Genomic DNA, 23,569 nt, shown 5'->3' on the forward strand with positions numbered 1-23,569 from the left:
CACCGGCGCAGCGTCCGGCCGAGCCGGCGATGGCGCCGGCGTCGCCGCCCGCACCGCAGCGCGTCGAACCCGTCGTCAACCGTCCCGCGGCGCCCGCCGCGCCGTCGTCGGCCGCGTCCAGCCAATCAGGCGGCGTCGCGCTCGACGAGCGCCCGCCGATGCAGGATTGACCGGCCATGCGTCGCGCGTGCCGCCTGCCGCCCGACGTCGCTGTCCATGCTATTGACGCAGCGCTTCGTGCGCTGCTTTTCTTATTCTCTTCATCCCGTCCGCAGCCATGCACGACAAAATCCTGATTCTCGACTTCGGTTCGCAAGTCACCCAACTGATTGCGCGACGCGTGCGTGAAGCGCACGTCTACTGCGAAATCCATCCGAACGATGTGTCCGACGACTTCGTCCGCGAGTTCGCGCCGAAGGCGGTGATCCTGTCGGGCAGCCACGCGAGCACGTACGAAGACCACCAGCTGCGCGCGCCGCAGGCCGTGTGGGATCTCGGCGTGCCGGTGCTCGGCATTTGCTACGGCATGCAGACGATGGCCGTGCAGCTCGGCGGCAAGGTCGAGTGGAGCGACCATCGCGAATTCGGCTATGCGGAAATGCGCGCGCACGGCCATACGCGCCTGCTCGACGGCATCGAGGATTTCACGACGGCCGAAGGCCACGGGATGCTGAAGGTCTGGATGAGCCACGGCGACAAGGTTGCCGAGCTGCCGCCGGGCTTCGCGCTGATGGCATCGACGCCGAGCTGCCCGATCGCCGGCATGGCCGACGAGGCGCGCGGCTACTACGCGGTGCAGTTCCACCCGGAAGTCACGCATACGGTAAAGGGCCGCCAGATCATCGAGCGCTTCGTGCTGCAGATCGCCGGCGCGAAGCCCGACTGGATCATGCGCAACCACATCGAGGAAGCCGTCGCGAAGATCCGCGAGCAGGTCGGTGACGAGGAAGTGATTCTCGGCCTGTCGGGCGGCGTCGATTCGAGCGTCGCGGCCGCGCTGATCCACCGCGCGATCGGCGACCAGCTCACCTGCGTGTTCGTCGACCACGGCCTGCTGCGCCTGAACGAAGGCAAGATGGTACTCGACATGTTCGAGGGCCGCCTGCACGCGAAGGTCGTGCACGTCGACGCGTCCGATCAGTTTCTCGGCCACCTGGCCGGCGTGACCGATCCGGAAGCGAAGCGCAAGATCATCGGCCGCGAGTTCGTCGAGGTGTTCCAGGCGGAGGCGAAGAAGCTGTCGAAGGCGAAGTGGCTCGCGCAGGGCACGATCTATCCGGACGTGGTCGAATCGGGCGGTACGAAGACGAAGAAGGCGACGACGATCAAGAGCCACCACAACGTCGGCGGCCTGCCGGAAACGCTCGGCCTGAAGCTGCTCGAGCCGCTGCGCGACCTGTTCAAGGACGAAGTGCGCGAGCTGGGCGTCGCGCTCGGCCTGCCGCCGGAGATGGTGTATCGCCATCCGTTCCCGGGCCCGGGCCTCGGCGTGCGGATCCTCGGCGAAGTGAAGCGCGAATACGCTGACCTGCTGCGCCGCGCGGACGCGATCTTCATCGAAGAGTTGCGCAACACGACCGCGACCGCGCAGGATGCGGCTGCCGGCCTGTGCGGCGAGGCCGATGTCGGCAAGAGCTGGTACGACCTGACGAGCCAGGCGTTCGCGGTGTTCCTGCCGGTGAAGTCGGTCGGCGTGATGGGCGATGGCCGCACGTACGACTACGTGACGTCGCTGCGCGCAGTGCAGACGACCGACTTCATGACCGCACACTGGGCGCACCTGCCGTACGCGCTGCTCGGCCGCGCGTCGAACCGGATCATCAACGAGGTGCGCGGGATCAACCGGGTGGTGTACGACATCTCGGGGAAGCCGCCGGCGACGATCGAGTGGGAGTGATCCAGTGTCGGGGCATGCCTCGATAGCGGATTGCGGCACCGGTTGATGCGAACGCCCGGCAGGAAGTCCTGCCGGGCGTTGTTTTTTGCGCTGTTGGCGGGTCGTCAATCGATTGACGGTAACGGAGGTCTACAGATGCGAACGTCTAACGCTGCCGTGCCCCAACTTACGCTGCCAGGCTTCGAGGCAACGCAATTGGCACCTGAGCATCGCTTTTTCTTCGCCGTGATGCCCGATCCGGACATCGCTGCGTGCATGGCCGAAAGGGGCGCTCGCCTGGGCGCCGGGATGCGAGTCGACGGCCGGCCGCTGCATGCCGAGCGTCTGCATGTCACGTTGCAACTTGTGGGCGATTTCGCGTATGTGCCGGAGGTCATCCTCGCGCGTGCATGCGTCGCGGCGGCAAGTATCGACGTGCCGTCATTCGGCGTGACATTCGATCAGATCCTCAGCTTCAACGGGCGGCCGGGGCATCGGCCTCTGGTGTTGACGGGGAGCGACGGGCTGGACGAACTGGTCAGGTTTCAGCGCCTACTGGTGGATGCGCTCAGAGGGGCCCGCCTGCGTGTTTCGGGCGCGCATTTCGCACCTCATCTCACCTTGCTGTACGGCGACGGCAGGGTCACTCGATGTCCAACAGAACCGATCACGTGGACCGTACGCGAATTCATCCTGATCCACAGCTGGCTCGGCAAGACGCACTACGACGTTATCGGGCGCTGGCCGCTGACGGACAGCATCCCGACGATTTGAGAAACTGAATCGTTCACGATTTGCGATCCTGCGATGAGCGGGAGTTGTGCCTGGAACGACAGCAAAAAGGTGATGATTCCGCCGTGGGGTGACGTCGGTGCAGTCCACCTTTCTCTTCGAGGCAGTACGCATCTGGTCGCTTGCGTACCCCGCTATTCTCTAATGACGGACTATCAATACAGTTCATTTGATCTCCACGATCAAGCTGAATTGACGGGAGTCTCGCCTGTTGCTGGATCGTTGAGGCTGAGTGTCGTTTAGAATGGAGAATCCGAATTTTTATGCTTCGAATAAAAATGCATAAGGATCATATGGTTTCCATCTGGGTAAACGATGAAGACAGAACCAGGCAGATCAGAGACTGGGCGATATGGTGGAGTACCGACGGGGATGAGTTGATGTTGACTTGCCATTTCCCATCCGGCAAGTCTTTCCATAGTCCGCTCCGCAATTGCAGAATTGAACCCACCGAGGTAGTGCAAGGCAAGCTTCTTTCAAAGAAAGGGGGCGCGGTGTTCAGCGTCGTCGACAAGGTGGTGATCTATGGCGGGAAATATGCGGCCGTCCACTATCCGGGGAACCGAAAGATTTACGTCATGAACGCGCATGATATTGCGCTCACCCTCGCGACGAAAATCAAGGATGGACCGATATTCCGCTATTTCGTTGCCGTGGCAAAGGCCAGGGCAGAGCAAGCGAGCCCGCAGGACAAACCTATTGCCGACAACGTGCTGCGTCAGTTGGAGAAGGTGACTCCTCACGAAGACACGGCGTTGCACGCATATTGCGCGGCACAGCACCAGCCGCGGGCGCAAGGGGGGAGCTTTATTTACCCTTTTGGCGTCAACGAGAGTCAGCTCAAGGCAGTGGAGAAAGCTTTCGCTTCGCAAATCAGCCTGATAGAAGGGCCGCCCGGCACGGGAAAGACGCAAACGATCCTGAACATCCTGGCCAACATCCTGTTGCAGGGAAAAACGGTCGCGGTCCTGTCCAATAACAACGCTGCCGTCGAAAACGTTTATGAAAAACTAGATAAGGTCGGACTGGATTATGTAGTTGCCAAGCTGGGCCGTGCGGCTAATCGCGAGGGCTTCTTCGTCGATGTTCCCGCCTTGCCGTCGGAGCCCCCTGCGCCTGCTCCTGCCATGGAACAGATTCAAGCTGTTCTGCAGAAGCTGAAGCAACACCTGTATGCTCAGAATACAGTGGCTCGACTGCAGGCCGAGGTCGATGAACTGACCGTAGAGCTGAACTACCTGCTGGAATGGCAGCGCGAGAACTCGGTGGCGATGCCGGTTTCTCTGAATAGGTACAAACTGTCTCCACGAAAATCGTCGGACCTGATGGCTTATCTGGCCTATCTTGCCGAGAACCGTATCCGGCTCAAGGACAGACTCGAACTGCTACTTAATTTTAAAATCCTGCGGGCGAAACCATTTGAGGATTGGGAAAAGCGCAAATCGGTGATTTATGCCTTGCAGAAGCACTATTACGAAAGGGCATTGCAGGAGAAAAAATCTGCATTGACAGCCCATCGAGAAGCGCTGGTGCGTGGCAACTTCGACGCATTGCTGGATGAGCTGGTCGCAGGATCGATGGCCCATCTCAAGCACCATCTTCACCAGAATATCTCGCGGCAAGAAGCGTTCGATGCAAAAAATTACAGCAGGAATTTCGATGCGTTTGTGCGGCGTTTTCCGATTATCGGTAGCGGCACGCATTCCATTGTCAACTCGGTCGGCGGTGCGATTCTCGATTATGTGATCATCGACGAGGCGTCTCAGCAAGACATCGTCCCGGGGATACTGGCGCTGGGCTGCGCCAGGAACCTGATCATCGTCGGCGACAGAAAGCAGCTTCCACATATCCCGGGGAATCTTGGCATCGCCTCGCCTGGCGAGTTCTACGACTGCGACAAATACAGTCTGCTCGATTCGTGTGTCGGCGTGTTCAAGGATTCGATACCGATGACGCTCCTGAAGGAGCATTATCGATGCCACCCCAGAATCATCCAGTTCTGCAATCGGCAGTTTTATGACAACCAACTCGTCCCGATGACGCAAGACGCAGGCGAAAATTCACTGGAACTGCTCGTTACGGCCAAGGGAAATCACACGCGAAACAATGCGAATCGACGCGAACTGGATTCTCTGCTTGAGACGCTCAAATGGGATGGCGAGAGCGATTGGGACAGTGCGCACCGCAAGGGATTCATCGCCCCGTACAACGCCCAGGTCACGCTGTCTCGCGCGCATTTGCCGGCCGATTTCGTCAAGGATACGGTACACAAGTTTCAGGGCAGGGAGTGCGACGAGATTGTCTTTTCCACAGTGCTGGACAAGAAGTACCGGAGCCAGCGAAGCCTGGGTTTCGTAGATGATCCGCACTTGGTCAATGTGGCGGTATCGAGAGCGAAGCACAAGTTCACGTTGGTGACGGGGGATGATGTCTTTGCTGCAAACAACGGACATATTGCTGCACTGATCCGTTATATCGAGTACTACGCCGGCGAGAAGCAGATCCATCGAGCTCCGGTCGTGTCAGCTTTCGACCTGCTTTACAAGGAATATGATGCGTCACTTGAGCGGCTCAACGCCAGGCTGCGTCCAAGTGATTCTCGATACAAGTCCGAGCAGATTGTGGCGCAGATACTGCGTGAGGTACTGTCCGGCGACGCTTATCGAGCGATGACATTTCACTCGCAGATTGCCTTGATTCAGTTGGTCTCCTTGAGCAACGGCACACTGACGTCACGGGAGCGGGATTTCATGAGGAATCGCGCCAGTTGCGATTTTGTGCTGTATTTCAAGGTAGGGAAAACGCCGTTGGGTGTGATCGAAGTCGATGGCGGATCGCACAGCATGGCGCAACAAGTCGAGCGGGATGCGCTAAAAGACAGCATTCTGAGGAAAAGCGAGATCCCCTTGCTCCGATTGCAGACTGTTGAGAGTCACATCGAAGAAAAGGTCGTGGCGTTTTTGGCTCGGTGGGTAAGCAGCACTGAAACTGCTTGACATGGTTCGAGTTGTCTTGATGCGGACGCTCGCGGGCGTCCGGTGCCGTCATTTCTTCATGCGAGTCACCCTCGAGACAGTGCAGGAAAGACAGCAGTATTTCAGGTTCAGGAGCGGGGCGATCCGGCACGAATAGATGCCAGGTCGAGTACCCGCCGCGCAATATCTCGCACGTTCGCGCTCATTGGCAGATCGTCGCGATCGAGTTCGGCGAGATCGAACCAGCGCGCCTCGAGCGCATCGTCACATACGACGGGCGTGCCGCGCAGCTATTTGCACGGCACTGCGACCAGCACGTAGTGCTGGTGCAGGCCGCTCTGTCGGCATGATGGCGGGCGCAGGACAAGAAACGGCTTGGCGGTCGCCAAGCCGTTCTACGTTAACGCATTGCGCGGATTTGTCACGCGTGCGAGCGTGCGAGCGAACGCAAGTACATAGGCACGTTCGCCTTGCTCGTCGTCTGGACACGCGTCATGAGCGCATGATCGATGCGATCCAGTCCGTAAGTCCGGGCAATGTCGTGCTGCAACCGGCACCACAGATGACTGGCCATCTCGGCGTCGACCATCGCCCGGTGAGCACGTCCCGATTTCGGCAGCTGCAGCGTTTCGGCCAGGCTCGACAGGCGGTGGCTCCGAGCGTCCGGATAGATACGTCTCGCCACGAGCATCGTGCAAGCAAAGGCATGCTCGGCTGACATGTCGAGAAGCCCGAGCTCTGACTGCCAGAACCGCTTATCGAAACCGGCGTTGTGTGCCACGACGGAATGCTTGCCAACGAACGCCGCCGCTTCTTTCATGACTTTTGACGCCGGGGGAGCCGATGCAATCATGTCGTTCGTGATGCCGGTCAGCGCGACAACATCGGACGGTATGCGTTTGCCGGCATTCATCAAGCTCTGGAAACGGTCGACGACTTGTCCGTCGCGTAGAAGGATCACGGCAATTTCGGTGGCACGGTCGCCCAGATTCGGCGAAAGCCCGGTTGTTTCGAAGTCCAGTACCGCAACGGTTTGCATGGTTGAATCCTATTACTTCATGCGGTGGCGTTTAGTTTGGCCAAGAGGTTAGCATCATCGGGCCTGTGAGAGACTCGTTCAGTCCGAGAAACGATCGTCCTCGCCATTTCCCCGCTTGCGATCCTGTGCCATGCGGTTGCTGTCGACGTCCAATTCCAAAACGGGTCCTTGATGTCTTGATACCAAGTCCGGCGCTCGGTGCATCGTTGGCAGCTTGCCGCATCGGATGATGCAGGCGCCCGACAGGGATACCTGCTGGGCGTTGTTGTTTGCGCGACGGAAGGGTTGTCTTCCGATCGACGATAATGGAGACGTTGCCATCGGCGTATCTGCAATATGGCCATGACTCAGCTGACGCTACCCGGATTCGACGTGCCGCCACCGGTTCCCGAGCATCGCTTTTTCTTCGCTGCGATGCCCGATCCAGTTGCGGCTGCATGTATTGCCGGAATGACTGAAGGCTTGCAATCAGGGAAGCCTGGGGAGCGCGGGGTGCTGCACACGGAGCGTCTGCATGTCACGCTGTACTCTCTGGGCGACTTTGCGTATGTGCCGGGCGCCATCATCGCGCGTGCATGTGCCGCGGCGGATCGCATCGATGTGCCGTCTTTCGGCGTCACCTTCGATCGGCTCGTCAGCTTCAATGGGCGGCCGGGCCATCGGCCTCTGGTACTGACAGGGAGCGCAGGGCTGCAAATATTGATCGATTTTCAGCAGCAACTTCGAGATGCCCTTGGAAAGGCAGGTCTGCGTGTTTCAGGTGCGCGTTTCACGCCCCACGTGACGTTGCTGTACGGCGAACGCGGGCCCGATCAGTACAGGATCGATCCGATTACGTGGACCGTCCGCGAATTCGTCCTGATTCACAGTTGGCTCCGCAGGACGCACTACGATGTAATAGGGCGCTGGCCGCTGACGAACCGCAGTTCGTCGGCGTGATCGTATGTTGGAAGCCCGCTCCGGTCGTCGACCATCCGGATCGAGCCCATGGTTTGCCGTGCGCGCTGCCTGATGCTGAATCCGATCGGATCGCTGTAAATCTCCCGTTTAGCTGCGATGCATGGATTGCATGGGTATCCCGCAATCGAAGGCGAGCGAGTGCTTCGGGGCGTTCGGTGCGTGGTTGGTAAGCAGCGCGGCAGGCGATGCCGCGCAAGTCCAAGTCACGCGTTTTCCTGCGACCGGCCAGACGCGATCGCGCCGCGATAGCGAAGGTGGACCAGCGGATAAGGCCGCCCCTGTCCGTCGAGCGCCGATCGCCCGCAGCGCTCGAATCCGAGCCTTTCATAGAATCCCGCCGCCGATTCGTTCTGCTCGTTGACGTCGGTCGACAGGTCGGGATGGCGCCTGAGCGCTTCTTCCACGAGCAGGCGCCCGATGCCCGCGCCATGGTGAGCGGGATCGATGAACAGCGCTGCCATGTGACTGCCGTCGAGCAGCATGAAGCCGATCGGCCGATCGGTCTCGTCGACGGCCACATCGAGCGGCGCGCTGGGCAGAAACGGCTCGACTTCGGCATCGATCGCGCGGCGGTCGGCGTCGCTCAGGAAGTGATGCGTTGCGTCGACCGCGCTGCGCCAGATATCCAGCACGCGTGCGCCGTCGGCCTGGGTGGATTTGCGGATTCTGATCATGGCTTGATTTGTTGTGGTTCGGATGTCCGTTCGACGGCTCGTCGCACGACGTCCTGGACCCCCGCGCTCATCGGCAGATCGTCCCGATCGAGTTCCGCGAGATCGAACCAGCCTGCCTCGAGCGCACCGTCGCTGCTGTTCGAACGGCTCCGCACGACGAGCGGCGTGCCGGCCCGCGCAAGGTTGAGCGCCATCGGCGTGCCCGTCACGCCGAGGCCGATGAATCCGACTGCCGTTTGCATGTCCTGGCTCCTGTGAAAAAGGGGCGTGCAGCACGCAGGCGTCAGTATCGCAGCGTTTCAGGGGGCATGACGGCGGCGCGCGAAGGTTTCGGCGGCAACGTCGAGTGCGCCGGGCAGGCGCGGTGCGCAGCGAGGCATGCTGCGAGCCGGAACGGCGTACCGATGCGACGCTGGCCCGCCGACGGTCAGTTTGCGAGATCGCCGAGCATGAGCATGCAATGCGTGCCGATGTCCGGATCCGTCGCGCGTTTTCCGAGTTCCGCCAGATACGGCCACGGATAGATGCCGCGAGCATGACCGTCGCCGAACAGCAGGCGAATGCCGTAACCGGCCGCTTCCACATCGTCCAGCATCACGTCCGGTCGCGCGTCGACCACGCCAGCGTCGAACCGGATCTTGCGGCAAGCGGCGCACGGGCAACTGCTGCGCAACCGCACATAGCCGATGCGTTGCGTGTCGCCGCCCGGCCAGCGCAGCGTCAACACACGGGCAGCGTGGTCGAGCACGATTTCGGTCGGCGGCGTCATCGCGCCTCTCCGATCTGCCGGATTGCGATCCGCACGGCCTTGCGCACTTCGGGATCGCGATCGTCGAGTGCGTCGTGCAGTGCCGGAAGCGTGCCGGGGTCGCGCAGTTCGCCGAGCGCGAGCGCGGCTTCCTTGCGCAGATTGCTGATCGGATGCGGGAGCAGCGCGGCGACGGCCGGCGCCGCAGCCGCATCGCGCAACTGTCCGAGCGCGCGCACGGCGCGCAATCGCACTTGCCAGTAGTCGTCGTCGAGCGCGGCGACGAGTTGGTCACGCGCGACCGCGACGCGCAGCTTGCCGAGCGTTGCGGCCGATTCTTCGCGTACCTGCCATTCGGCGTCGCGCAATGCGGCGAGCAGTGCGGTGATGACGGTCGTGTCGTCCGACGCCGCGAATCCGAGCGCGCCGACCGCGACGCGCCGCACGTCCGCATCGGCATCGGTCGTCGCGACGCGCGCGAGCGGCGACAACGCGCGTATATCCCTGAGCCAGCCGAGCACGGCGACGGCCTCGGCCCGCACGGCGGTGGCGTCGGCGTCGAGCGCGCGCAACGCAGGAGCGAACGCATCGGGATCGCGCAACTCGCGCAGCCCGCGCAGCACGGCGCTGCGAATGTACGGCTCGGGCTGGTCGGCCCAGTCGCACAGCACGGCGCCCGATGCAGCGTCCTTCAATTCGGACAGGCTCTGCGCAGCGGTCGCGCGCACGCCGTCGTCCGGATCGAGCAGCGCGCGGCACAGCGCGTCGACGACGTCGGGTTGTTCCCAGGCGCCGAGTACGCGGGCCGCCTCGCTGCGCACGTTGGCGGACGGGTCGTCGCGCAGCGCCGCGACGAACGCGGGAATGAAACCGGATTCCTCGAGATCGGCGAGTTCGAGCAGCGCTATGCGGCGCACGGATGCGTCGGGCGCAGCGAGGCGGGCGACGAGCGCGGCACGATCCGGGCCGTGCGTGCCGGGCAGCGAGGAGGTGGAAGAGAAAGCGGTCATGGGGAAAAAGTCGGTTCGATGAAAGGGCGGCTGCTCACGGAGCGCGGTGCATGGGCGGCGCGGCATGGCGATGCGAACCTGACGCCGGCCCGGCCGTCACGTCGTCGATGCACGGCCCGCGCGGGCAGCGCGACGACGATCGGCACGCGCCCGGTCAGCGCAGCAGATAAGGGATCTCAACCTTGACCGCGCCGGTCGGGCAATCGCGCTCGCACGGCATGCAGTACCAGCATTCGTCGAACTGCATATAGGCCTTGCCCTTGGTTACGTCGATCGCGAGCAGGTCGAGCGGGCACACGTCGACGCAGACGGTGCAGCCCTTGTCGGCGATGCACAGTGCCTCGTCGATCGTGACGGGCGCGCTGCTGCGCTGGAAGATGTCGTGCGGGGTATGGGGCATGGTATGGCTCCTCAGAGGGCGGCCGCGAGCGCGGCCGGTTCGCGGATGCGCAGATGCGCGTAGGCGCCGCGTTCGTCGTCGGCCAGCGGCACGATGTACGGCTCGACCGGCCGCTTCTCGCTGCGCATCACGCCGTCGGCATCCTTGCGCAGCCACGTATGGCAGAACCATTCGGCGTCGTTGCGGATAGTCGACGCGATGGTGGTACAGCCCCCAGCGGCTCTCGGCGCGGAACAGCGACGCGCGTGCGGCCATTTCCGCGCAGTCGCGGATCGCGCGAACTTCGGCCGCGCGCATCAGTTCGTGAGGATGGCTCGACTTTATCTCTTCGATATCCTCAGTAATCTCGTCGAAACGTTGCAGCCCGATTTCCATCTTGCGCGTCACCTTCGGCGGTTGCAGATAGTCGTTCACCATGCGGCGCAGCTTGTATTCGACCTGCGCCGGCGCCAGGCCGCGCTCGCGTAACAGCGGGGCGAACACGCGTGTACGTTCGGCGTCGACCTGTTCGTCGTCCACCGGCGCATGGTCGCGGCCGGCGACGTAGTCGGCCGCGTTCTGCCCGGCGAACCAGCCGTACGTGAACGCACCGAGCATGTAGTTGTGCGGGACGGCCGCCATGTCGCCGGCTGCATACAGCCCCGGCACGGTCGTCTCCGCGCGCGTATTCACGTACACGCCCGATGCGCTGTGGCCGCTGCAGAAGCCGATCTCGGAGATGTGCATCTCGACCATCTGGCTGCGGTAGTCGGTCCCTCGCCCCGCATGGAAGCGGCCGCGGCTCGGCCGCTCGTTCGTATGCAGGATCTGCTCGATGGTTCGGATCGTTTCTTCCGCGAGATGGTCGAGCTTCAGGAACACGGGGCCGTTGCCGCTTTGCAGTTCCTGATGGAACTCCCACATCATCTGGACGCTCCAGTAATCGCATTCGATGAAGCGCTCGCCCTTGCCGTTTGCGGTGAAGCCGCCGAGCGGGCCCGTCACGTATGCGCACGCGGGGCCGTTGTAGTCCTTGATCAGCGGATTGATCTGGAAGCATTCGAGATTCGCGAGCGCGGCGCCCGCGTGATAGGCCATCGCGTAGCCGTCGCCCGCGTTGGTCGGATTCTCGTACGTGCCCATCAGGTAGCCCGACGCCGGCAGCCCGAGCCGGCCGGCCGCGCCGCAGCAGAGAATCACGGCCTTCGCGCGGATCACGTGGAACTCCGCGGTGCGGCAATCGAAGCCGAGCACGCCGCTCGCATGGCCGTGCGCATCGGTCAGCACGCGCGTCGCGACGATCCGGTTCGTGATCGCGATGCGTGCGCGCTTCAGTTGCCGGTACAGCACCTTCTTGACGTCGTGTCCTTCCGGCATCGGCAGCACGTACGAGCCCATGTGATGGACCTTCTTCACCGCATAGTCGCCGGTGCCGTCCTTCTCGAACTTCACGCCCCAGCGGTCGAGCTGTTCGATCGTCGCGAAGCTGTGCGTCGCATACGCGTATACGGCTGCCTGGTCGACGATGCCGTCGTTGGCGATCGTGATCTCGCGTGTGTACTGCTCGGGCGTCGCATGCCCGGGGATCACCGCGTTGTTCAGCCCGTCCATCCCCATCGAGATCGCGCCGCTGCGCTTCACGTGGGCCTTTTCGAGCAGCAGCACGCGCAGGGACGGGGCGCGTTCCTTCGCCTTGATCGCCGCCATCGGGCCGGCCGTGCCGCCGCCGACCACGACGATGTCGTATTCGTGCACATGGGTATTCATCGCGGGTTCCTTGCAGGTTTGCGGGCCTTCTGCCGGTCGATGCGCAACCGGTACTGGAAGGCGTCGCCGCGGAAGTAGAGGTATTCGTAGTCGATCGGCGCGCCCGATGCGTCGTGCGTGAGGCGCTCGATGCGCAGCACGGGGCTGCTTTCCTCGACGTGCAGCGCATCGACGATCTCGTCGTCGGCGAGGATCGCGCCGATCGACACGTCGGCATGACCGAGCGGGATGCCGCAGTCGTTTTCCAGGATCAGGAAGATGTCGCGGGTCGCGAGATCGGCACCCGCGAGGCGCTTGCCGAGCGCTTCGTGCACCCAGGTCTGCTCGAGCGACACGGGCTCGCGGTTCAGCAGCCGCACGCGATGGATCTCGACGAGCGGCGCGCCTTCCGGCACGTTCAGCTTCGTCGCGAGATGGCGATCGGCCTTCACGGTGCGAAAGCTGCGCAACTGGTTGACGATCTCATAGCCCATCGACGACATCGCCTCGGCGAACCCCTGCAGCGACGTCACGTTCTGGAACGCCTTCGGCTTCGACACGAACGTGCCCTTGCCGTGCAGCTTGAACAGCAGGCCTTCCTTCTGCAGGTCGCCGAGCGCCTGGCGCACCGTGATGCGGCTGACGTCGAACATCGCGCAGAGTTCGTGCTCGGATGGCATCCGGCTGTGCGGCGCATAGGTGCCGTCGAGAATGCGCGCGCGCAGCGTGTCCTTGATCTGCATGTAGAGCGGGGCCGCCGACAGCGGCACGACGTTGGTTGGAGGCATCGGTCAACTTGTTATGACAAGATGGTTCGAGTGTAGCCAGCGCGATCGTGCGTCCAAACCAACCATTTCTGATTTCGACTTTCCGAATCCGGAAAAGCAGGACGGTAGGCGGTGGGCCGGACGGGCGCTCCGGTGGCATTCGGTGTTCGAACGATCCGCCCCTCGCCAGCCGCGCGGATCGGCCGACAATCAAAAAAATTCGCCGGCGTGTGCGCCGCACATGTCGATTTCCCGATCGTCGCCCGTCGTATCGATGTCGACCGGGCTCGCGACAGCGTCGATGCGGCAGCTGGACCTGCCGCCGCGCAGCGCGGCGGGAGCCCGGTTCCGAGGGTTGCGGAAACGAGAAAGGGGACGCCAGATGCCGGATTCCCGATACCGCTGGGTGATCGTCGCCGCGGGCGGCCTGATGGGCTGCATCGCGATCGGCGCGATGTTTTCGCTGCCGGTGTTTCTGCGCGCGATTGCGCGCGACACGGGCTGGTCGATGACCGGTATTTCCGGCGCGATGACGCTCGGCTTCATCGCGATGGCCTTCGCGAGCATGGGGTGGGGCAGCCTGTCGGACCGTATCGGTACGCGCGCGGTCGTCATGACGGGCGCCGTGCTGCTGTCGGAGCCTCGCGCTGGCGAGCCGAGCGCCGTCGCTGCTCGCGTTCCAGCTGACCTTCGGCCTTGCCGTCGGCAGCGCGACGGCCGCGGTGTTCGCGCCGATGATGGCGTGCGTGACGGGCTGGTTCGACACGCACCGCAGCCTGGCGGTGTCGCTCGTGTCGGCCGGCATGGGGATGGCGCCGATGACGATGTCGCCGCTGGCCGCATGGCTCGTATCGACGCACGACTGGCGCACGTCGATGCTGCTGGTCGCCGCGCTGGCGGCCGTCGTGATGATTCCGGCGTCGCTGCTGGTGCGCCGCGCGCCCGCGCTCGACCGCGCACAGGCTGTGCCCGCGCCTGCCGGCGCGCCCGCGGCGATGTCGGTCGCGGACGCGCTGCGCTCGCCGCAGTTCATGGTGCTGCTGCTGACCAACTTCTTCTGCTGCGCGACGCACTCGGGCCCGATTTTCCATACGGTCAGCTACGCGGTGACGTGCGGGATCCTGCTGATCGTCGCGGTGTCGATCTACAGCGTCGAAGGGCTCGCGGGCATGGGCGGCCGGATCGTGTTCGGGCTCCTCGGCGACCGTGTCGGCGCGAAGCGCATGCTGGTGGCCGGGCTGCTCGCGCAGGCGCTGGGCGCGCTCGGCTACTACTTCGTGCGCACGCTCGACGGGTTCTACGCGGTCGCGACGCTGTTCGGCTTCATCTATGCAGGCGTGATGCCGCTGTATTCGGTGCTCGCGCGCGAGAACTTCCCGCTGCGGATGATCGGCACCGTGATCGGCGGCTGCGCGATGGCCGGCAGCCTTGGCATGGCCGCGGGGCCAGTTGCCGGCGGCCTGATCGTCGATACGTTCGGCAGTTACGGCTGGCTGTACCTCGGTTCGTTCGCGATCGGTCTCGGCGCGTTCCTGATCGCGACGATGTTCCGCCCGTTTGCGAAAGCGCGGCCGGAAACGATGGCCGCGTGACCCGGTAACGGAAGACGGGCGCCTTCCGTTTCGCCGGATTGGCGACGCCCGGAACGTATCGACGCAGATAAAAAACAGGGCCGGACACCGCCTGCATTTGCCGGTGTCCGGACGGCGCTTCGCCCGCTGCGGCGCAGCAGACCGGCAACAGGCGCCGATCGGCGCGCATGCGTCACGATTCGGCCCCTAAAAGCACAATATCGAGCATGTATTCGAAGGGCCTGTCATACCCGCGTCACCCTGCTAGAATTCGGCCTGCCGCATTGTTCCCATTGACTGATGAGATTGCTTGACGCCCTGGTCGAACAACGTATTGCCGCCGCCGCCGCGCGGGGCGAGTTCGACGATTTGCCGGGTACCGGCGCGCCGCAGGCGCTGGATGACGACCTGCTCGTGCCCGAGGAGGTGCGGGTGGCCAACCGTATCCTGAAGAACGCGGGCTTCGTGCCGCCGGCCGTCGAGCAATTGCGCGCGCTGCGCAACCTGCATGACGAAGTGCAGGCGGTCAGCGACCGCGCCGCGCGCTGCCGGCTGCAGGCGAAGATCCTGGCGCTCGATATGGCGCTCGAATCGCTGCGCGGCGGCCCGATGGTGATGCCGCGCGACTACTGCCGTCGCATCGCGGAACGCCTGTGCGAGCGCGGGCTCGACGATGCGCCCGCCGAAGCGGGGCCGATGTGACGTCCGACGCGCTGCACGACGCAGCCCGATCGGTGGCCGACGCGGCCGCTGAACCCGCCGCCCGGTCTCCTGCTCCCGAAACCGCACCCGTATCGGCGCGCGACCTGCATTTCATGCGGCTCGCGCAGGCCGCCGCGGAAGAGGCGCGCGCGGCCGGTGAAGTGCCGGTCGGCGCGGTGCTCGTGCGCGGCGACGAAGTGATCGCACGCGGCTTCAACCATCCGATCGGCGGGCACGACCCGTCGGCCCATGCGGAAATGGCGGCGCTGCGCATGGCCGCGCAAAATCTGCAGAATTACCGGATGCCCGGCTGCGAGCTGTACGTGACGCTCGAGCCATGCCTGATGTGCGCGGGTGCGATCATGCATGCGCGCATCGCGCGGGTCGTCTACGGCGCCGCCGATCCGAAGACGGGGGCGTGCGGCAGCGTGATCGACGCATTCGCGAATCCGCAGCTCAACCACCATACCGAAGTGACCGGCGGCGTGCTCGCCGACGAGTGCGGCGCCGCGCTGAAGTCGTTCTTCGCCGAGCGCCGTCGCGCGTTGCGCGAAGCACGGCTGGCTCGCGACGCCGAATCCGGCGCGTCATAGTCGCGCCGGCCGCGCCTGTCGCTCCGGGTGCGCACGGTTGCCTGAACCGAAGACGGTTCGGACCCTCTAAGCAGGTTTGACGACCCGACACCTTTCGCCATGTCCTTCCAGCCCGCCGCGTCCTACACCATCCGCCTGCTGGCGCCATCCGGTTATCCGCACGATCCCGACGCGATCAATCGCGCGCTCGAACGCCTCAGCATCGCGCAACAGCGCATCGAGAACGTCGAAGCGACGCAGCGGCGCTTCCAGCGTTTCGGCGGCACCGACGGCGAGCGGGCAGGCGACCTGAACCGTCTCGCCGATCCCGAGCGGCCGCTGCCGGACATCGCGCTCGCGGTGCGCGGCGGCTACGGTGCCGCGCGGATCCTGCACGGGCTCGACTATCGCGGGCTCGAGCGCAGGCTGCGCGACCAGCCCGTCGCGCTCGTCGGCCACAGCGATTTCACGGCGATCCAGCTCGCGCTGTACGCGAAGGCACGCATCAAGACGTTCGGCGGCCCGATGCTGTCCGCCGACTTCGGCGCGCAGACGCCGAGCGATTTCACGATGCAGCACTTCTGGCAGACGCTGACGCAGCCGAGCACGACGATCATCGCCGAGGCACCGCAGGTGCAGACCGTGAACGTGACGGGCACGCTGTGGGGCGGCAATCTCGCGATCCTCACGTCGCTCATCGGCACGCCGTACATGCCCGACGTCGAGGGCGGCATCCTGTTCATCGAGGATGTCAACGAACAGCCGTTCCGGATCGAGCGGATGATCTATCAACTGCACCTGTCGGGGCTGCTCGCGTGCCAGCAGGCACTCGTGCTCGGCCAGTTCACCGGCGCGCAGCCGTTCGAATACGACAACGGCTACGACATGCAGGCGATGATCGACCAGGTGCGCGAGGTGGTCGGCATTCCGGTTGTCACGGGGCTGCAGTTCGGCCACGTGCCCGACCTGCTGACGCTGCCGTTCGGTGCGCAGGCGCAGCTGGTCGCGAATGCGCATGGGTTCCGGCTCACGCTGTCGGACTATCCGCACCTCGGCTGATGCGGACGCGGTCGATCGAAAGGCGGGTCTTCCGCCTTTTTCTTTATGCAAGTGTGCAACTAACGGTCAAATATTTCGGCTGACGCCGACAGAAGCGTCACGGGATTTTGCACCAGTTTTGTCAACAAAATGGCTGGGACGGTATACGACGAAACGGCCTCTGTCATGGCGTTCAGGCTTGATGTGCATGGATTTCGCGCATCCTGCACCGATTGGGGTCGCGTCCGTGCACGCCGATTGTGCGAAATTCCGGAAAAGAATTGTTGACAATCTTTATGTCCATCCTACGATGAGGACCATCACACGATGCAGATCATGAACGAGCCCGATTCCCACCCGTCCGGTGCAGCCAGTCCCGAAGCGATCGCCGAGCGGATCCGCACGGCGATTCTCGAGCATCGGCTCGCGCCCGGCGCGAAGCTGACGGAGGCGCAGCTCTGCGACGTGTTCGGCGTGAAGCGCGGGACGATTCGCCAGGCGCTCGCGCAGCTCGCGACCGACAAGCTGGTCGAACTCGAGCCGAACCGCGGTGCGTTCGTCGCGAGCCCGACGCTGCAGGACGTGCACGAGGTGTTCGAGATGCGCCGGATCATCGAGCTCGCCGTGGTCGAGCGGCTCGCGACCGGGCCCGGAGCGAAGCGGCTGAAGGGCGTTGCCGCGCTGATCGACAAGGAACGCAAGGCGTTCGAGCGGCACGACTTCGCGGCATGGATCCGGCTGTCGGGCGAATTCCACACGGCGCTCGCCACGCTGATGGGCAATGCGACGCTCAGCGAGTGCCTCGAAGGGCTCGTCGCACGCTCGACGCTGATGTCGGCGCTGTACGAATCGCACGGGCGCAGCCCGTGTTCGTGCGATGACCACGACGAGATCCTCGCCGCGCTGGAGGCGGGCGATCCGAAGCGGGCGGTGACGCTGATGGCGCACCACCTGCAGCATGTCGAACTGAAGATGCTGGACCGGCCCGCGCAAGGGCAGGTCGATTTGCGCGAAGTGTTCGGCGGCGCCTGAGCGGCGACGCGAACCCGGCCGCGCGCCACAGAACGAGAGCAATGCAGGCCTGCGGTGTCCGCCGCGGGCCGCTGGTCCGACTCCGGGCGACGATCCGGAGCGATATCGATGACGGTGGAGCGGCCGGCCGGCCGCGTCAAGGAGAAGTCATGGCTCAGTTCAGTGTGGCGCACGACAGCGCCTATCCGGCGGAAGAAGGCGGCGAGGGCGGCGATCCGACGCTGCCGGGCGGTTACAGCGAACGTCTGTACAACGAAGATTTGGCACCCCTGAAGAATCAGACATGGGGCTCTTACAACATCTTCGCGTTCTGGATGTCGGACGTGCACAGCGTCGGCGGCTACGTGTTCGCGGGCAGCCTGTTCGCGCTCGGGCTGACGAGCTGGCAGGTGCTGATCGCGCTGATCGTCGGGATCGGCATCGTGAACCTGCTGTGCAACCTGATCGCGCGGCCGAGCCAGCAGATCGGCGTGCCGTATCCGGTCGCGTGCCGCGCGACGTTCGGCGTGCTCGGCGCGAACGTGCCGGCCGTGATCCGCGGGCTGATCGCGATCGCGTGGTACGGCATCCAGACCTACCTCGCATCGAGCGCGCTGGTGATCGTCGTGCTGAAGTTCTTCCCGCAATGGCTGCCGTATGCGGACGTCCATCGCTACGGCTTCCTCGGGCTGTCCGCGGTCGGCTGGGCCGGGTTCATGCTGCTGTGGGTGCTGCAGGCGTTCGTGTTCTGGAACGGGATGGAGACGATCAAGAAGTTCATCGACTTCGCGGGCCCGGCCGTCTATGTCGTGATGTTTATCCTCGCCGGCTACATGGTGTGGCGCGCGGGCTGGCGCAACATCGGCATCAACCTCGGCGGCGTCAAGTATCACGGCGCGCAAGTGATCCCGGTGATGATCACGGCGGTGTCGCTGGTCGTGTCGTACTTCTCCGGGCCGATGCTGAACTTCGGCGATTTCTCGCGCTACTGCCGTTCGTTCGGCGAAGTGAAGCGCGGCAATTTCTGGGGGCTGCCCGTCAACTTCCTCGCGTTCTCGCTCGTCACGGTGATCACGACGGCCGCGACCCTGCCGGTGTTCGGCGAACTCATCACCGATCCCGTGGAGACGGTCGGCCGCATCGATCATCCGACCGCGGTGATCCTCGGCGCGCTGACGTTCACGATCGCGACGATCGGCATCAACATCGTCGCGAACTTCGTGTCGCCCGCGTTCGACTTCTCGAACGTCGCGCCGCGCCTGATCAGCTGGCGCGCGGGCGGGATGCTCGCGGCCGTCGCGTCGATCTTCATCACGCCGTGGAACCTGTTCAACAACCCGGCCGTGATCCACTACACGCTCGACGTGCTCGGCGCGTTCATCGGCCCGCTGTACGGCGTGCTGATCGCCGACTTCTATCTCGTCAAGCGCGGCCGGCTCGTTCGCGACGACCTGTACACGATGTCGGAAAGCGGCACGTACTGGTACACGGGCGGCGTGAACCGTCGTGCGCTCGCCGCGCTGCTGCCGGCAGCGGTGATCGCGGTCGTCTGCGTGATGGTGCCGGGCTGGCAGGGCGTCGCGAACTTCTCGTGGTTCATCGGCGCGGGGCTCGGCTTCGTGTTCTACCGGTTGCTCGTGAGCACGAAGGCGTGAGGAGCATGCGATGAAGATCCGGCTGATCAATCCGAATACGACGCAGCGGATGACCGACGCGATGGGCCGCTGCGCGCGCGACGTCGCGGCCGCCGGCACGGAGATCGTCGCGGTGAGCCCGCCGATGGGGCCGCCGTCGATCGAAGGGTATTACGACGAGGCGCTCGCGACGCCCGGGCTGCTCGCCGAGATCGCGCAGGGCGAGCGCGACGGCTGCGACGCGTACGTGATCGCGTGCTTCGGCGATCCCGGCCTCTACGCGGCGCGCGAGCTTGCGCGCGGGCCGGTGATCGGCATCGCCGAGGCCGCGATGCATGCGGCGAGCGTGCTCGCGCCCGGCTTCTCGGTCGTCACGACGCTCGCGCGCACCTGCGGGATGGCATGGCACCTGGCCGAACGCTACGGAATGAAGCGGTTCTGCCGCAACGTGCGTGCGACCGACGTCGCGGTGCTCGAACTCGACCGGCCGGGCTCGGCCGCACGCCGGATCATCGTCGACGAATGCCGGCGCGCGCTCGATGAGGGCGGTGCGGACGCGATCGTGCTCGGCTGCGCGGGGATGGCCGAATTCGCGCACGAGATCGAGCAGCAGATCGGCGCGCCGGTGGTCGAGGGCGTTACGGCGGCCGTCAAGTGGGCCGAGGCGCTCGTTGCGCTGCGCCTCGCGACCGCGAAGCGCGGCGACTACGCGCGGCCGCTGCCGAAGCGCTACGACGGCGCATTCGCCCGCTTCAGCCCGCCGGACGGGGATGCGGCGGAACCCGTCCCGAATTTGCCGCAATCGCACATACACACCGTCTGACATGCACTATCTGCGCCGCTGTATGGGCGCGTATGGACGTTTTCGCTACACTGGGCCGTCATCGCATCGGCTCGCGCGGCCGCCCTGCGGCACCCGCGCGGTCGATGCGAACCCATTACTCCAGCGAACTTTCGCCGCACTTCGAACCATGTCACTCGATCCCAACTATCCTCGCGACCTGATCGGCTACGGCCGCCATCCCGTGCAGGCGAACTGGCCGGGGCGCGCCCGCGTCGCCGTGCAATTCGTGCTGAACTACGAAGAAGGCGGCGAGAACTGCGTGCTGCACGGCGATCCGGGCTCCGAGCAGTTCCTGTCCGAAATCGTCGGCGCGGCCGCGTATCCGGACCGCCACATGAGCATGGAGTCGATCTACGAATACGGTTCGCGGGCCGGCGTGTGGCGCATCCTGCGCGAATTCGAGAAGCGCGGGATGCCGCTGACGGTATTCGGCGTCGGCATGGCGATCGAGCGTCACCCGGAGCTCGCGCGCGCGTTCGTCGAGCTCGGCCATGAGATCGCGTGCCACGGCTGGCGCTGGATCCATTACCAGAGCATGACGCCCGAACTCGAGGCCGAACACATGCGTCTCGGGATGGAGGCGATCGAGCGCGTGACGGGCGAGCGCCCGCTCGGCTGGTATACCGGCCGCGACAGCCCCAATACGCACCGCCTGGTCGCGGAATACGGCGGCTTCCTGTACGACTCCGACAACTACGGCGACGACCTGCCGTTCTGGATGGACGTCGCCGTGTCGGGCGGCGGCACGTCGCCGCAACTGATCGTCCCGTACACGCTCGACACGAACGACATGCGCTTCGCGACGCCGCAGGGCTTCAACACCGGCGATCATTTCTTCGACTATCTGCGCGACGCGTTCGACGTGCTGTATGCGGAGGGCGACGAGGCGCCGAAGATGCTGTCGATCGGCATGCACTGCCGGCTGCTCGGCCGGCCGGGCCGGTTCCGCGGGCTGCAGCGGTTCCTCGATCACATCGAGAAGCACGATCGCGTATGGGTGACGCGCCGTGTCGATATCGCGCGCCACTGGCGTGAACATCATCCGTATCGGCCCGGTCATCGAAACGAAGGGAAAGCATGAAGGCGATGCGTTACACGTTGAGTCAACTGAACACGATGGCGCCGAGCGCATTCGTCGCGGCGCTATCGGGGATTTTCGAACATTCGCCGTGGGTGGCCGAGGTTGCCGCGGGCGAGCGGCCGTTCGCGAGCATCGACGCGCTGCACAAGACGATGTCGGGCGCGGTGGAAACGGGCGGCGAAGCGCGTCAGCTCGCGCTGATCAACGCTCACCCGGAGCTGGCCGGCAAGGCTGCCGTGCGCGGCGAACTGACGGCCGAGTCGACGCGCGAGCAGAGCGGCGCGGGCCTCGACCAGTGCACGCAGGAAGAGTTCGACAAGCTGCTGACGCTGAACCGCACGTATCGCGAGAAGTTCGGCTTCCCGTTCATCCTCGCCGTGCGCGGCTATGACCGGCACGGCATCATCGCGAACTTCGAGTCGCGCGTGAATCATTCGCGCACCGAGGAACTGCGCGCGAGCCTCGACCAGATCTACCGGATCGCGCGCTTCCGCCTCGACGACCTGATCGACGCCTGACACCGCAATACGGCCTGCTGCGTCGCGGCGGCCGGATCGCATCACTGAAACAAGGAAACATCATGGCTGTTCCGCTTCTCGATCCCAACGCACCCGAATTCACGCGGCGCTACGTGAATCTTGCCGACCCGCGTCTCGGTGCGCAGGCGCTCGAAGCCAGCGACGATTTCTTCGCGCCGAAGGACCGGATGCTGAACCCCGAGCCGGCCGTCTTCATTCCCGGCAAGTACGACGACCACGGCAAGTGGATGGATGGCTGGGAAACGCGCCGCAAGCGCACGACGGGCTACGACTGGTGCATCGTCAAGCTCGCGCGCCCGGGCGTGATCAAGGGCTTCGACATCGACACGAGCCATTTCACCGGCAATTTCCCTCCGGCCGCGTCGATCGAGGCCGCCTTCGTGGCCGACGGCGCGCCGACGCATGCGACCGAGTGGGTCGAGATCGTGCCGTCGACGACGCTGCAGGGCAACAGCCATCACTACGTCGAAGCGAGCGACGCACGCGCGTTCACGCACCTGCGTGTGAACATCTATCCGGACGGCGGCATTGCGCGCCTGCGCGTGTACGGCCAGCCGCAGCTCGACTGGGCCGGCGCGAGCGCAACCGAGCAGTTCGATCTCGCCGCGATGGAAAACGGAGGTTATGTCGTGGCCGCGAACAACCAGCACTTCGGCGTCGCGTCTAACCTGCTGCTGCCGGGCCGCGGCGTGAACATGGGCGACGGCTGGGAAACCCGCCGCCGCCGCGAGCCGGGCAACGACTGGGCGATCATCGCGCTCGCGCAGCCGGGCGTGATCCGCAAGATCGAAGTCGATACCGCGTTCTTCAAGGGCAACTACCCGGATCGCTGCTCGATCCAGGCTGCCTATGTGTCGGGCGGCACCGACAGCTCGCTGATCACGCAGTCGATGTTCTGGCCGGTGCTGCTCGGCGAACAGAAGCTGCAGATGGACAAGCAGCACTACTTCGAAACCGACATCGCGTCGCTCGGCCCCGTCACGCATGTGCGACTGAACATCATTCCGGACGGCGGCGTGTCGCGCCTGCGTCTGTGGGGGACACTCGACAAATGAAGACGCTTGTTATCGAACCGCTGACCAGGGAGGCGTTCGCGCCGTTCGGCGACGTGATCGAGACGGAAGGCGCGAAGCAGATCCCGATCAACCTCGGCACGACGATCCGTTTTCACGATCTCGCGAAAGTCGATGTGAGCGACGAAGACGGCCGCACGCTCGTCAACCTGTTTCGAGGCCAGCCGCGCACGCTGCCGTTCGAAGTGAAGATGCTCGAGCGGCACCCGCTCGGCAGCCAGGCATTCGTGCCGCTGAACGACCGGCCGTATCTCGTCGTCGTGGCGCCCGCGGGCGATCTCGACCCGGCGAAGATCCGCGCGTTCGTGACGAGCGGCTGGCAGGGCGTCAACTATGCGAAGGGCGTGTGGCATCACCCGCTGATCGCGCTCGGCGGCGTCAGCGATTTCATCGTCGTCGACCGGGGCGGCGACGGCCTGAACCTCAACGAGCAGGATCTGCAGGAATCGCTGTGGCTCACTGACGAGGCGCTGCACGCGCTGGCGGCCTGAGTCGCCGGCGTTTCCGCGCCAGCTTGTCGAAACCCGCGCAACTTGCG

General features: G+C 64.5%; 20 protein-coding genes and 3 pseudogenes. 15 read left to right on the forward strand and 8 right to left on the reverse strand.

Going from position 1 to position 23,569, the window contains the following annotated elements:
• The first annotated feature begins 277 nt into the window (after positions 1–277).
• The 3 genes from guaA (at position 278) to ACPUER_RS22330 (ending at position 5,664) form a co-directional block, all read left to right on the forward strand.
• Positions 278–1,897, forward strand: a complete 1,620-nt coding sequence (gene guaA / locus ACPUER_RS22320; RefSeq protein WP_072437108.1) for a glutamine-hydrolyzing GMP synthase — start codon at positions 278–280, stop codon at positions 1,895–1,897.
• Between the two features lie 135 nt (positions 1,898–2,032).
• A complete protein-coding gene (locus tag ACPUER_RS22325) occupies positions 2,033–2,650 on the forward strand; it encodes a 2'-5' RNA ligase family protein (RefSeq protein WP_425132139.1) in 618 nt (205 codons plus the stop codon).
• 296 nt (positions 2,651–2,946) lie between these two features.
• Entirely contained in the window at positions 2,947–5,664 is a 2,718-nt protein-coding gene (locus tag ACPUER_RS22330; RefSeq protein ID WP_425132140.1) for an AAA domain-containing protein, read from the forward strand.
• A gap of 400 nt (positions 5,665–6,064) precedes the next feature.
• Here ACPUER_RS22330 and ACPUER_RS22335 read toward each other — a convergent pair whose 3' ends face one another.
• The gene (locus tag ACPUER_RS22335) at positions 6,065–6,682 is read right to left on the reverse strand and encodes a 3'-5' exonuclease (RefSeq protein WP_175961107.1); all 618 of its coding nucleotides are present in this window, start codon (positions 6,680–6,682) and stop codon (positions 6,065–6,067) included.
• Between the two features lie 342 nt (positions 6,683–7,024).
• Here ACPUER_RS22335 and ACPUER_RS22340 point away from each other — a divergent pair, with 342 nt between their 5' ends.
• On the forward strand, positions 7,025–7,621 hold the full coding sequence (locus ACPUER_RS22340) for a 2'-5' RNA ligase family protein (RefSeq protein ID WP_175961105.1): 597 nt from the start codon (positions 7,025–7,027) through the stop codon (positions 7,619–7,621).
• A 224-nt stretch (positions 7,622–7,845) separates the two neighbouring features.
• Here the strand turns inward: ACPUER_RS22340 and ACPUER_RS22345 are convergent, their stop codons facing one another.
• The 7 genes and pseudogenes from ACPUER_RS22345 to ACPUER_RS22375 form a co-directional block, all read right to left on the reverse strand.
• A complete protein-coding gene (locus tag ACPUER_RS22345) occupies positions 7,846–8,316 on the reverse strand; it encodes an acetyltransferase (protein WP_175961103.1) in 471 nt (156 codons plus the stop codon).
• A 142-nt stretch (positions 8,317–8,458) separates the two neighbouring features.
• A pseudogene (locus ACPUER_RS22350) lies at positions 8,459–8,558 on the reverse strand (NAD(P)-binding domain-containing protein); the annotation flags it as partial.
• 185 nt (positions 8,559–8,743) lie between these two features.
• On the reverse strand, positions 8,744–9,085 hold the full coding sequence (locus ACPUER_RS22355) for a gamma-butyrobetaine hydroxylase-like domain-containing protein (RefSeq protein WP_175961101.1): 342 nt from the start codon (positions 9,083–9,085) through the stop codon (positions 8,744–8,746).
• Positions 9,082–10,074, reverse strand: coding sequence for a HEAT repeat domain-containing protein (locus ACPUER_RS22360; RefSeq protein WP_425132141.1), 993 nt, complete (start codon positions 10,072–10,074; stop codon positions 9,082–9,084). The genes ACPUER_RS22355 and ACPUER_RS22360 overlap by 4 nt, the downstream gene beginning before the upstream one ends.
• A gap of 154 nt (positions 10,075–10,228) precedes the next feature.
• Positions 10,229–10,474 (reverse strand): 4Fe-4S dicluster domain-containing protein, encoded by a 246-nt coding sequence (locus tag ACPUER_RS22365; protein WP_034181146.1) that lies wholly within the window; start codon positions 10,472–10,474, stop codon positions 10,229–10,231.
• A gap of 11 nt (positions 10,475–10,485) precedes the next feature.
• Positions 10,486–12,220 (reverse strand): annotated as a pseudogene (locus ACPUER_RS22370) (fumarate reductase/succinate dehydrogenase flavoprotein subunit).
• Entirely contained in the window at positions 12,217–12,987 is a 771-nt protein-coding gene (locus ACPUER_RS22375; protein ID WP_425132142.1) for a GntR family transcriptional regulator, read from the reverse strand. Before ACPUER_RS22375 ends, ACPUER_RS22370 begins: the two are co-directional and overlap by 4 nt.
• Before the next feature lie 361 nt (positions 12,988–13,348).
• On the opposite strand from ACPUER_RS22375, the pseudogene ACPUER_RS22380 reads away from it, so the two are divergent.
• The 11 genes and pseudogenes from ACPUER_RS22380 (at position 13,349) to ACPUER_RS22430 (ending at position 23,522) form a co-directional block, all read left to right on the forward strand.
• Positions 13,349–14,558: pseudogene (locus ACPUER_RS22380) on the forward strand (MFS transporter).
• 279 nt (positions 14,559–14,837) lie between these two features.
• Entirely contained in the window at positions 14,838–15,239 is a 402-nt protein-coding gene (locus ACPUER_RS22385; RefSeq protein ID WP_072437118.1) for a DnaJ family domain-containing protein, read from the forward strand.
• The gene (tadA, locus tag ACPUER_RS22390) at positions 15,236–15,832 is read left to right on the forward strand and encodes a tRNA adenosine(34) deaminase TadA (protein ID WP_175961077.1); all 597 of its coding nucleotides are present in this window, start codon (positions 15,236–15,238) and stop codon (positions 15,830–15,832) included. The genes ACPUER_RS22385 and tadA overlap by 4 nt, the downstream gene beginning before the upstream one ends.
• Before the next feature lie 99 nt (positions 15,833–15,931).
• Positions 15,932–16,870 carry a muramoyltetrapeptide carboxypeptidase gene (gene ldcA / locus ACPUER_RS22395; protein WP_425132143.1) on the forward strand — a complete coding sequence of 313 codons (939 nt, stop codon included), beginning with the start codon at positions 15,932–15,934 and terminating at the stop codon, positions 16,868–16,870.
• 306 nt (positions 16,871–17,176) lie between these two features.
• Positions 17,177–17,881: a GntR family transcriptional regulator gene (locus tag ACPUER_RS22400; protein ID WP_425132144.1), complete on the forward strand. Its 705-nt coding sequence runs from the start codon at positions 17,177–17,179 to the stop codon at positions 17,879–17,881.
• A gap of 149 nt (positions 17,882–18,030) precedes the next feature.
• Positions 18,031–19,515 (forward strand): NCS1 family nucleobase:cation symporter-1, encoded by a 1,485-nt coding sequence (locus ACPUER_RS22405; RefSeq protein ID WP_175961073.1) that lies wholly within the window; start codon positions 18,031–18,033, stop codon positions 19,513–19,515.
• Between the two features lie 10 nt (positions 19,516–19,525).
• Positions 19,526–20,317, forward strand: a complete 792-nt coding sequence (locus ACPUER_RS22410) for an aspartate/glutamate racemase family protein (protein ID WP_425132145.1) — start codon at positions 19,526–19,528, stop codon at positions 20,315–20,317.
• Positions 20,318–20,465: 148 nt separating this feature from the next.
• A complete protein-coding gene (gene puuE / locus ACPUER_RS22415) occupies positions 20,466–21,419 on the forward strand; it encodes an allantoinase PuuE (protein WP_425132146.1) in 954 nt (317 codons plus the stop codon).
• Positions 21,416–21,937 carry a 2-oxo-4-hydroxy-4-carboxy-5-ureidoimidazoline decarboxylase gene (uraD, locus tag ACPUER_RS22420; protein WP_175961069.1) on the forward strand — a complete coding sequence of 174 codons (522 nt, stop codon included), beginning with the start codon at positions 21,416–21,418 and terminating at the stop codon, positions 21,935–21,937. The genes puuE and uraD overlap by 4 nt, the downstream gene beginning before the upstream one ends.
• A 62-nt stretch (positions 21,938–21,999) precedes the next feature.
• The gene (gene alc, locus ACPUER_RS22425; protein ID WP_175961067.1) at positions 22,000–23,013 is read left to right on the forward strand and encodes an allantoicase; all 1,014 of its coding nucleotides are present in this window, start codon (positions 22,000–22,002) and stop codon (positions 23,011–23,013) included.
• Positions 23,010–23,522, forward strand: coding sequence for an ureidoglycolate lyase (locus ACPUER_RS22430; protein ID WP_175961064.1), 513 nt, complete (start codon positions 23,010–23,012; stop codon positions 23,520–23,522). The genes alc and ACPUER_RS22430 overlap by 4 nt, the downstream gene beginning before the upstream one ends.
• Positions 23,523–23,569 lie beyond the last annotated feature (47 nt).

Origin of the sequence: Burkholderia sp. DN3021 (assembly GCF_049805555.1) — a bacterium.
In the GTDB taxonomy this organism is placed as follows: Bacteria; Pseudomonadota; Gammaproteobacteria; order Burkholderiales; family Burkholderiaceae; genus Burkholderia; species Burkholderia pyrrocinia_C.

What these genes read in the sequence shown, in the direction of transcription:
- guaA (WP_072437108.1), top strand. Translation starts at nt 278, where the DNA reads ATGCACGACAAAATCCTGATTCTCGACTTCGGTTCGCAAGTCACCCAA.
- ACPUER_RS22325 (WP_425132139.1), top strand. Translation starts at nt 2,033, where the DNA reads ATGCGAACGTCTAACGCTGCCGTGCCCCAACTTACGCTGCCAGGCTTC.
- ACPUER_RS22330 (WP_425132140.1), top strand. Translation starts at nt 2,947, where the DNA reads ATGCATAAGGATCATATGGTTTCCATCTGGGTAAACGATGAAGACAGA.
- ACPUER_RS22335 (WP_175961107.1), bottom strand. Translation starts at nt 6,682, where the DNA reads ATGCAAACCGTTGCGGTACTGGACTTCGAAACAACCGGGCTTTCGCCG.
- ACPUER_RS22340 (WP_175961105.1), top strand. Translation starts at nt 7,025, where the DNA reads ATGACTCAGCTGACGCTACCCGGATTCGACGTGCCGCCACCGGTTCCC.
- ACPUER_RS22345 (WP_175961103.1), bottom strand. Translation starts at nt 8,316, where the DNA reads ATGATCAGAATCCGCAAATCCACCCAGGCCGACGGCGCACGCGTGCTG.
- ACPUER_RS22355 (WP_175961101.1), bottom strand. Translation starts at nt 9,085, where the DNA reads ATGACGCCGCCGACCGAAATCGTGCTCGACCACGCTGCCCGTGTGTTG.
- ACPUER_RS22360 (WP_425132141.1), bottom strand. Translation starts at nt 10,074, where the DNA reads ATGACCGCTTTCTCTTCCACCTCCTCGCTGCCCGGCACGCACGGCCCG.
- ACPUER_RS22365 (WP_034181146.1), bottom strand. Translation starts at nt 10,474, where the DNA reads ATGCCCCATACCCCGCACGACATCTTCCAGCGCAGCAGCGCGCCCGTC.
- ACPUER_RS22375 (WP_425132142.1), bottom strand. Translation starts at nt 12,987, where the DNA reads ATGCCTCCAACCAACGTCGTGCCGCTGTCGGCGGCCCCGCTCTACATG.
- ACPUER_RS22385 (WP_072437118.1), top strand. Translation starts at nt 14,838, where the DNA reads ATGAGATTGCTTGACGCCCTGGTCGAACAACGTATTGCCGCCGCCGCC.
- ldcA (WP_425132143.1), top strand. Translation starts at nt 15,932, where the DNA reads ATGTCCTTCCAGCCCGCCGCGTCCTACACCATCCGCCTGCTGGCGCCA.
- ACPUER_RS22400 (WP_425132144.1), top strand. Translation starts at nt 17,177, where the DNA reads ATGCAGATCATGAACGAGCCCGATTCCCACCCGTCCGGTGCAGCCAGT.
- ACPUER_RS22405 (WP_175961073.1), top strand. Translation starts at nt 18,031, where the DNA reads ATGGCTCAGTTCAGTGTGGCGCACGACAGCGCCTATCCGGCGGAAGAA.
- ACPUER_RS22410 (WP_425132145.1), top strand. Translation starts at nt 19,526, where the DNA reads ATGAAGATCCGGCTGATCAATCCGAATACGACGCAGCGGATGACCGAC.
- puuE (WP_425132146.1), top strand. Translation starts at nt 20,466, where the DNA reads ATGTCACTCGATCCCAACTATCCTCGCGACCTGATCGGCTACGGCCGC.
- uraD (WP_175961069.1), top strand. Translation starts at nt 21,416, where the DNA reads ATGAAGGCGATGCGTTACACGTTGAGTCAACTGAACACGATGGCGCCG.
- alc (WP_175961067.1), top strand. Translation starts at nt 22,000, where the DNA reads ATGGCTGTTCCGCTTCTCGATCCCAACGCACCCGAATTCACGCGGCGC.
- ACPUER_RS22430 (WP_175961064.1), top strand. Translation starts at nt 23,010, where the DNA reads ATGAAGACGCTTGTTATCGAACCGCTGACCAGGGAGGCGTTCGCGCCG.